This window comes from Thermogemmatispora sp., assembly GCF_019683635.1.
In the GTDB taxonomy this organism is placed as follows: Bacteria; Chloroflexota; Ktedonobacteria; order Ktedonobacterales; family Ktedonobacteraceae; genus Thermogemmatispora.
Genome location: NZ_JADGIA010000202.1, coordinates 1 through 9,156, shown reverse-complemented (window position 1 = coordinate 9,156; position 9,156 = coordinate 1). Strand labels below are relative to the sequence as shown.

Genomic DNA, 9,156 nt, shown 5'->3' with positions numbered 1-9,156 from the left:
GGTAGCCACAAGGTTCAGCTCCGCCACCCACCGAATGGATGCGCTATAATAGCCTGCAGTGACAAGGCTCTCGCTTGGGCCAGGAGAGCGAGGGCTGCGGCGGAAGAGAAGGAGTGATCAGGAGCGTGACAGAAACTGCAGAGAGCAAGGCCGCCCGGCCTTTCCAGGCGGTGCTTTTTGATTGGGATGGGACCCTTGCCGATTCGACCCGCGGTATGATGGCGGCTATGCAGTTTGCCTATAAGCAACATACAGGGCGCATCTTTCCGCGGAACATGGAGGAATTTCGCCAGATTTCGCCAATGCGTCTGGCTGAAAGTACAGCGCGCTACGCCGGTCCTCACGCTGCAGAGGTGGCTGCCTCCTACCTCTGGTATTACACCCACGAAGGCTATCGCTCGACCTGTCTCTATCCAGGCGTGCGCGCGCTGCTGGAGGAATTGCGCCGCCGTGGCTATCCGTTGGCAGTGGTAACCAATACCGGGCCAGAGCGCCTCTCGACCGATCTGCGCCATCTGGAGCTGAGCGCGCTGCTGACGGTCACCGTGACCTCCCAGGATACTGCGGAGCGTAAGCCCCATCCCGCTCCGCTCTGGAAAGCGCGCGAGAAGCTGATCGCGGCTGGCCTGATCGCGGCAGAGACCCCAATGGAGGCGCTGGCCTATGTGGGCGACCATCCTGGTGACATGGCCGCCGCTCACGCCGCAGGGATGGCAGCCATCGCCGCTTTCTGGGGAGGCATCTTTCCCCCAGAAAGCGTGCTCGCCGAACGGCCTGAGCATTGGGTGCACCAACCAGCGGAGCTGCTCGTACTCTTCCCATGAGCTGGCTCTCACGCTGGCACGACGCGCCCAATGCCAACGGTCGCCTCGGTTCAGCCTTGGGCCTCTGCTGTAACCAGCCAGTAGAAGGTACCGTCGCGTGTCCGCTCTAAGAAGCGATAGTCATATAGCGCGCGACGCAGGGCTGCGCTATCGTTGATCACGCTATGCTGGCCCAGAATGGCATTCACCTCTTGCTCGCTGTAGCGCCGTCCTGCTTCAAAGAAGGAGGCCAGATAGCTGAGGACGAGCAGCTTATCGCTCAGCTTGGCCGGCGGCCAGAGACAGAGTCGCCCCTGCCGATCGAGGAAGCGACGCACATCAGGAGCATGCGATCCACCACGATGCGTCTCTTCGTCAGCGACGCGCTGCCCCACTGGCAGGCTAACCAACTCTTTCAGCGCGCGAGCGGTACGCACAAAGTAGGGCGAGCTGAGGCGATAGGCCTTTGCAGCTCCACTGGCGCGGCTCTCGTAGAGATAACCAAGCGAGACCAGCTGTTTGAGATGGCGTGAGACATTCGACTGGCTCAGGCCCAGAGCCGCAATCAGCTCCTGAGCAGTCAGTTCATCATGCTCGGCCAGCAGCTCGATCAGGCGCAGCCGCGTCTCATCCGCCAGCGCCGCCAGCCGCGCACGCAGCTCAGCCTGCCCAACGGGAGCAGAGAGCAAAGCCACATCGTAGTTGGGCGGCTCGCTGAAAAAGAGATAGAGCGCTTCCTCATGCTCCCAGCAGCTAACGTGACGCCCCATATGCCAGGACGGTACCAGGATCAGCCGCTCTGCCCTGGCGGCTCGCTCCTCAACAGCTGGAGGCAGCTCACGCCCAGTGAGGGCCAGAAACAGAGCCGCTGCTACCTCTTGCTCTGCTGTTTTTTGATAGTGACTGAATCGCTCAACCTGCCAGCGCAAGATAGGCTGTACCCGTCGCCACTCGGCCTCAAGAAGCTCCTGCCAGAGGGTACGAAGGTGATGTACGATCAACTCTTGCATGGCCGCCGGCTGGTTGAGCCAGCGATGCGCTTCACGCAGCACGGCAGGTTCAGCCACCGTAGTAGGGCCATCAGCATAGGCAGCACAGGCAAGGTAGGTCTCTGGTTCGGCGAGCAGGCGCGCGGGCGACGGCACTGGTGCGGGTCCATCAGCATCGGTGGCAGATAGACGGCGTTCGCAACGCGCGCGCAGGTGCTGGAGCGCCCGATCGCGTAGAACCTCCGGCTCAATCCCAGCCAGCGCTTCCAGGTAGGTGGCAAAATCAGCAAACGAAGCTGCGGCTATCCCGGCTACGAGTACATCGCGTAACCCGCTAAAGATGAGTTTGTGCCTCTGCCACTGTTGAGCAGTCAGACGCTGGGCACTGCGTTCTACCCAGACGTTGAGACCGCGCAGCCGTCCGGCCTCGCAGAGAAGCGCCAGGCTGTTGAGAGCATTGTAGACAGGTGCCAGAGCAATCTGTAGCCGCTCATCTGATCCCATCACCGGCTTGTGGTCCACAGATGAATTTCTCCTTTCGATTCTATGCAGTTATGCACATAATTATCTTGAGAGAATAACATTACCTAGACGAGAAAGCAAGCCCCCTGCAGTGAAAGTGAATGGGAACAAAAAGCGGGGAGAACTGGAAGTTCGTTCTCCCCGCTGGCTAGAGGCAGGCGTTGGATCAGGATTGCTCGCCTTTGTAGGTGAGAATGCGGCCCCAAACGCTCTTCGTGCCCCAGATACCCGAGCGCAGGCATTCCAGCTGCACGATCTGGCTGTGATCGACGAAGAGGTTGACCTCGGGACCGTAGTTCTTGATATACCAGGTGAAGACCTCGGGGTCGGCGGCCTCGAACATCACTTTTTCCAGGCCAAGCTCGGCGATGATCCTGGCTACCGCATCAGTACGCCAGGTCTTGACGTTCTCCGTGATTCCTTCGGACTCGATCATAATCATGTAGGCGCCGGCCTCCAGGAAGCGCCTGGCCTGGGCAATGGCCCAACCTACATCGCGCGTTCCCTCGGCCTCCAGTTCCTCAACGCTGGTCGCGCCGCCAGCGCCGAACTGAATACCCACTTCGGGCTTGGCTTTCAGACCCTCCTTCTGCACCTTCTCCACCAGGCGCAGCCAGTCATCAATAGGGATCGTGATAAAGCCGCTGGAGATCTCGATAATGTCGAAGCCCAGATCGCGGCACTCCTTAACATAGCGATCAACCGCCTGCGCCCCTTGAGTGAGGACATACTCGATGAAACCGCCGGTCGAGACGAGCACATTGTAGCGGTGGGCGGTCTCGTTCAGCTCGCGTACGGCTTTGGGCGGCATCAGCGTGAAGGAGCCACCGGCGTACTTGAGCGAGTCAACGTATTCGCCCATCGTCTCCAGCACGTCCTCCAAGTAGCGCTTCCCCATCGCCGTGTAGTAGGGGCCGCGAATCTCGGTAATACCGCGCGTTCGCGGCTTGCTCTGCCGCTCATTCATGCGTAGGAAGGTAAAGCCACGCTCTGCCATTGTCTCCCTCCTTGTCTGATCGCTCGCTTACTATCTCTCGCCAGGTTCGCTGGCCGAACTGGCAGGTCAGGGACGCCCAGGCAGGCCACAGGACCAGCACGCGCCGGCCCGCCAGTCTCCTGGCAGTCGGCCTGCCTGGCACTCCTCTTGCGCTAGAGGGCAGGCCCGCCAGCGGCTGGCAGGCGCACCCGGGCCAGCAAGGCCGTGAGCTGGCGCACCGGCACCTCATCCAGATGTTGCACTGTCTCGGCGATGGCGCGCCGCAGCTCATCGTCAGTGTAGGGAGCCGCCAGGCTCTCGAACTTCTCTAGTGCCTGCTCCCAGCTCAGCGGACGGCTGTAGAAGCCAGGATAGTCGGCGATCTCCAGCTCATAGCGCCGCCCATCGGTCAGCAGGACACGGATGCGACAGGGCATCTCGGCAGGGAAGCGGGCACTGAGATCGTCGGCAGGTCGCACCTCGACTTTGCGCAGCAGGGTCTGCACATCGCTGGCGGCGATGCGCTCGGGCCGATATTGTTCGGGGGTCACTTTGCCATCGAGCAGAGCCACTGCCACCATGTAGTGGAGACTATGATCAGCCTCCTCCTTGGTGCGCACAATGCGCTTGTCTCCCTCTTCTCCGCCGCCAATAATATGGTAGGCAACATCGAAGGTATCGATCTCAATGCGCTCAATCTGATCTGCTCGTAGCTGGTGCTGCTCTCGCAGCTGCAGGATGCCCTCCAGGGTCGGCTGGGAATGGAACTCAGCGTTGTACTTTTTGATGCTGGTGCGCCGGACAATCTCCAGATTCTCGCGCGACCAGTCGATGGTAAAGCGTCCGGCGATGCTCTCCATGAAGCCCTTATTGCCCTCGAAAACCTCGATCGGCCCGGTCATGCCGCGCATGGCCAGGAAGGTGGCATGAGTACCAGCATGGGCCACCGCCGGGTAGGCCATGCCTTTCCAGTGGGAGATGCTGCCTGTGCGGGTGACGCGCAGGGCATTATAGGCGGTGCCGCTGATGGCGATGGCGTTGGCCGTGCGCTGCGCATCCAGGCCCAGAGCGCGCGAGACGCCAGCCGCCACGGCGTAGGTGCCCTCAACGGTGTGGTCAAAGCCCTTAGCCCGTACCGGGGCCACCTCCGATAGCCGGCACTGCACCTGATAGGCCACGGCCAGGGCAGTCAGGAGATCCTTGCCGTTGCGATCAGCATATTCGCTGGCCGCCAGGACAGCGCCCAGATTATCGCTGGGATGGCAGCTCTCCCCTTTAGCAATGAAGGTATCGTTATAATCGAGATAACGCACCAGGGCAGAGTTGTAGAAAGCCGCTCGGTCTGGTGCCGTTTGACCTCCAGCAATCAAGGTCGACAGCGGATTGCCCCCAAAGTCTTTGATCTGCTCACGTAAAATAGCCAGAGGCCGCCCCTCCAAGGCTCCAATGGCACACCCCAGCGAGTCGAGCACGCGAATCTTTAACTCACGGCGCGCCTCTGCCGAGATATCCTCATAGCTGCTGCGTACCACAAAGTTCGCCAGCTCTTCAACGAGCGTCATGATTGCTGACCTCCTTCCCAATGCCAGTACTCCCGAGAGGAGTGGCTGGTTTCACATACACCTTCATCACTTCACTCAAGGCGTGGGCGACTCAGCGCCGACACCGTTGTGGCGCTGGTGGCGCTGTTCTTGCCACTCTGAGCCTGCCGCGCTGGCAAGGCTGGTGGCACTGGCGGTATGACCCATGTCGTAGGAGGCACGGCGCGCGGCCTCACAGACCAGGGGGATAGCTCGCTCCCGTTGCTCCGGCCCGAGACGAGCGGCGGGCGCGACGAGCGTGAGAGCTGCTGCTACCTGGCCCCTGCTATCAAAGATGGGCGCGGCCAGGCCCGCCACCCCAGCAACCCGCTCGCCTTCACTGCAGGCCCATCCCTGGCGCCGCACTCTTTCCAGCTCGGCCAAAAAGCTCCCCTCATCCCAATTCCGTTCTCCAGCCGCCTGCTCGCTGTCAAAGCGCTCGCGGCTGGCCCGGGCCAGAGCCAGGCGCTCCTCGTCAGAGAGCCAGGCCAGTAAGACCTTGCCAGCAGCGCCTCGATGCAGCGGAAGCGGGGCCCCGATCTCGGCAAAGGGACGCAAATTGTGGGGGCTGCGCACGACCTCGATGACAACCCTGGTCTCGTGCTGGCGAATGTGTAGCTCGGCGTTTTCTCCCGTCTGGCTGTTGAGCCAGGTGAGATGAGGCAGAGCCTGCCTGCGTACATCAATGCTCTCGGCTACCAGCAAACCAAGACGCAGGAGGGTCAGCCCTAAACGAAAGCGCGAGCCTTCTTTCATCAGCAGCCCATGCTCGGCGAGGGCCTGAGCCAGCCGATAGACTGTCGGGAGCGGAAGCCCGGTCCTCTCGGCAATTTCCTGGGGCAGGAGAGCACTCTCTCCCCGCGGGAAAGCCTCTAGAATGGCCATTGCCTTGTCCAGAACTCCCACCCGTGTCGCACGCGCCTCCTCCGAGGGCATTATTTCAGCGCCTCCTTTCCACATAGTGGAATGTCATCCACATAATGGACACCTTAGTATAGCACAGGAGAGCTGGCCTGTCAAATGGGCCGCTGCCACCGACCGTGTCTCGACGCCAGCGTCGCCCCTTTGCTATAATGAGGGCCGGTGAGGGAAGACCTGAGCGGTACTATCGTCTGCGAGCAGCAGAAGGAGCGTATTGATGAGTATTTTAGAGAGCATCCAGCATGGCCTGGAAAAGGCAGCCCAGCAGGCGGCCCGCCTGGCCCGTATTCAGCATTTGCAGCTGGTGCTGAATGATCTGAGCTACAAGGCCAGTCTGGAGCACCGGACGCTGTCCAACAAAGTCATGGAGTTGTATTTCAATGGGGAGCTCAGCCAGAGCGAGCTGCTGCCACTCTGTCAGAATCTCGCCACCCTGGAGCAGCACATCAAAGAAATCCAGCAGGAGCTGGAGCGTCTGCACGGTGAAGGACAGGAGCAGGCCAGTGCCCCGCCAGCAGCGGCGTCAGGTCCCTTGCCTGCTCAGCCGTCGGCCAGTGGTGCGGCTGCTCCTCCTGCGGCCTATCCAGCTTATTCCCCCCCGTTTCCCCCTGTAGCGGCCTATCCCGTTGGTGGCCCGATCGCCTACCCTCCGCCATTTGCCACGCCAATGCCAACAGGGCCTGCTCCCAGCGCAGGCTACGCCCCGCCGGGCTATGTTCCCCCACTGGCGGGTACTCCTGCCGTCACCGCCACGCCCACCAGCGACGGGACTACCGTCGTCGCACCACCGCCAGCACCCGCGAGCACCCCTACAGCAGCGTCTGGGCCAGATCCTGCTACCGCTACAGTTCCCGCTGGCGTGCAGCAGGACACTGTTCCCACCACAGCCGGCGCCGGAGAGCCTCCCGCGCCTCCGGCAGACGTTCCGCCGCTGGGAGCTTTGCCCGAAAGCGCCCTGGATGCAGCTTCATCGGGGCAGCCCTGGTCTACCCGGGCCGCTCGCCCAGAGGAGGCCGTCAGGCGTAGCGCTCCCCCGGGCGAGCCTGGCCAGCCGTAGTCGGTGCTCCAGGTGACCAGCTGATTCTACGAGACAGCGTCGGCGCCGGCCTCGCGCCCCTGGCCCGCCAGAGATCGATCATGGCCGCTCATGTCGCCTGCCCTTGCACGTGAGGCCGGCCCGCGCTACACTGACAAGGTGAGAAAGCACTGCCCTCTCCCAGCAGTGAGAGCATGCAGGACGGTGAGCAGCCTTCATGAGCAGCCTTCAAGTGAGAAGGAAAAGGAGCATGTCGAGCGCAGCGATCCCCAGCTTACCAGCACAAGAGGAGCTGATTGTCGAGGCCATTGACCTGCACAAGGACTACGGCGCAGGGGCTCTCAAGGTCCAGGCGCTACGCGGCGTCAGCCTCCAAATTCGCCGCGGCGAGGTTGTAGCGATCATGGGACCAAGCGGCTGCGGTAAGACTACGCTGCTGAACTGCCTCAGCGGTCTGGATCGGGCAACGTCGGGGACGATCCGCATTGCAGGCCAGGATATTCAGGAACTGACCGATAATGAGCTAACAACCTTCCGCGCGCGTTCAATGGGCTTTATCTTCCAAAGCTACAATCTATTGCCAGTGTTAACGGCTCTGGAGAATATCGAACTGCCGCTACTGGTGAGCGGAGTGCCACCCCGCGAAGCTCGCGAGCGAGCTCTTGTCAGCATCGAGCAGGTCGGATTGAGTCGCTGGGCTCGCCACCGCCCGGCGGAGATGAGCGGTGGGCAGTGCCAGCGAGTGGCCATTGCCCGCGCCCTGGCTACCCGCCCAGCTATCGTCTGGGCCGATGAGCCAACCGGGGCATTGGATAGCGAGGCCAGTCAGGAGATCCTCGACCTGATGCTGGCACTCAATCGCGAGCAGGGGCTGACCTTTGTCTGGGTCTCGCACGCCCTGGAGGTCGCACGCCGGGCACAGCGCTTGATCACTATGCGCGATGGACGCATCGAGGACGATCGTTCTCTCGTCGCTTCCCCTGCAGATGGAGCCTAGCCTTGCAATCAACCCGGCAGGCACAGCATTTACATCTCGCGCTTCTGTACCCTATAATAGAGATATCTTTCAACACGCAGGCAGGCCGGCAAGCGGCCAAAGGGCTTGAGGGGGTCCTTCTATGGGTAGAGTCATTGTTCTTGGCAGTCTGATGACCGACCTGGTAGCCCGTGCACCTCGCTTCCCTTTTCCCGGGGAGTCCTTGATCGGTGAAGAGTTTGCGATGTTCATCGGCGGCAAAGGCTTCAATCAGGCGGTGACCGCCGCCCGCCTCGGCGCCCAGACGAGCCTGATTGGCAATGTCGGTCAAGACGCCTTCGGCGATGCCTTCTTCCCCGCGCTGGCCGCCGAGGGCGTCGATTGTACCTACGTCAGCCGCGATGCCACGGCTGGTACGGGTGTAGGCTGCGTGACGATAGCAACCGAGATCGGGCAAAATGCCATTGTTGCTCTGCCACGCGCGAATCTGACCTTGTCGGCGGAGACGGTACGCCGGGCAATGGAGGAGCTGCTCGGCTCACAACAGACACCCGCTATGACTCCGCCCGGCGTTTTTCTGACGCAGTGCGAGACAGGCATCGAGACCATCGCCACGGCCTTGCACCAGGCACACGAGGCCGGTTTCCTGACGATTCTCAACGCCGCCCCGATCCCCCAGGAGACGCTTCCTGCCGAGCTTTTCAGGCTGGTGGATATTCTGGTGGTGAATGAGGTTGAGGCGAGTTTCCTGGCCGGCCTGACCATCGATACGGCGATGACAGCCAAAACCGCAGCCGAACGGTTGCTAGAGCGCGGCCCCCAGCATGTGATTATTACGCTGGGAGCGCTGGGCGCGACGTGGTGCACTCATGGCGAGAACGGCGCTCCGCCCTTCCATCGCTGGCAGCGCGCTTTCAATGTGCAGCAGGTCGACCCAACCGGCGCCGGCGACGCTTTCTGCGGGGCTTTGGCCGCTCGCCTTTCAATGGGTGCCCCTCTTGAGGAGGCGCTCCGCTGGGCCAACGCCGCAGGAGCCATCACCGTTACGCGCAAGGGCGCTTTGCCTTCTCTGCCTACACGCACTGAGGTGGAAGCCTTGCTGTAGCTTTTGACCCTGCCCTGCCATCCCTTCCTTTTACCCCCCAGGCCAGCCCACGGGCATGCTGGCCCACCCTGGCCAGGCCAGAACTTGCATTCGCTTTGCTTCCCTGCCAATTTTTCATCTCCTCTCATTTCTTTTCCACCTTTCTTTCAATCTCCCCATTCTCTCTTATCTTACTATATCCAATTTCATCACGATCCCCTATATCGAAGAAGTTGATTTCACAATCACAAAGAAGTGCGGTACAATAC

The 9,156-nt window shown here is 61.4% G+C and carries 8 protein-coding genes; 4 read left to right on the top strand and 4 right to left on the bottom strand.

What is annotated here, in order from left to right; all coding sequences use genetic code 11:
• The first annotated feature begins 125 nt into the window (after positions 1-125).
• A complete protein-coding gene (locus IRZ31_RS17725; protein WP_297156081.1) occupies positions 126-824 on the top strand; it encodes an HAD-IA family hydrolase in 699 nt (232 codons plus the stop codon).
• Positions 825-874: 50 nt separating this feature from the next.
• Here IRZ31_RS17725 and IRZ31_RS17720 read toward each other — a convergent pair whose 3' ends face one another.
• From IRZ31_RS17720 to IRZ31_RS17705, 4 genes are all read right to left on the bottom strand, one after another.
• The gene (locus IRZ31_RS17720; RefSeq protein WP_297156079.1) at positions 875-2,314 is read right to left on the bottom strand and encodes a metalloregulator ArsR/SmtB family transcription factor; all 1,440 of its coding nucleotides are present in this window, start codon (positions 2,312-2,314) and stop codon (positions 875-877) included.
• Between the two features lie 166 nt (positions 2,315-2,480).
• On the bottom strand, positions 2,481-3,311 hold the full coding sequence (locus IRZ31_RS17715) for a phosphosulfolactate synthase (protein WP_112432976.1): 831 nt from the start codon (positions 3,309-3,311) through the stop codon (positions 2,481-2,483).
• A gap of 152 nt (positions 3,312-3,463) precedes the next feature.
• On the bottom strand, positions 3,464-4,852 hold the full coding sequence (locus tag IRZ31_RS17710; protein ID WP_297156076.1) for an MmgE/PrpD family protein: 1,389 nt from the start codon (positions 4,850-4,852) through the stop codon (positions 3,464-3,466).
• 75 nt (positions 4,853-4,927) lie between these two features.
• On the bottom strand, positions 4,928-5,806 hold the full coding sequence (locus IRZ31_RS17705; protein WP_297156074.1) for an IclR family transcriptional regulator: 879 nt from the start codon (positions 5,804-5,806) through the stop codon (positions 4,928-4,930).
• Positions 5,807-6,008: 202 nt separating this feature from the next.
• On the opposite strand from IRZ31_RS17705, the gene IRZ31_RS17700 reads away from it, so the two are divergent.
• The 3 genes from IRZ31_RS17700 to IRZ31_RS17690 all read left to right on the top strand — a co-directional run bounded on the left by IRZ31_RS17700 (position 6,009) and on the right by IRZ31_RS17690 (position 8,908).
• Entirely contained in the window at positions 6,009-6,848 is an 840-nt protein-coding gene (locus IRZ31_RS17700; protein WP_297156072.1) for a hypothetical protein, read from the top strand.
• A 229-nt stretch (positions 6,849-7,077) separates the two neighbouring features.
• Entirely contained in the window at positions 7,078-7,824 is a 747-nt protein-coding gene (locus IRZ31_RS17695; RefSeq protein WP_297156070.1) for an ABC transporter ATP-binding protein, read from the top strand.
• 121 nt (positions 7,825-7,945) lie between these two features.
• A complete protein-coding gene (locus IRZ31_RS17690) occupies positions 7,946-8,908 on the top strand; it encodes a ribokinase (protein WP_297156069.1) in 963 nt (320 codons plus the stop codon).
• The last annotated feature ends 248 nt before the right edge of the window (positions 8,909-9,156 follow it).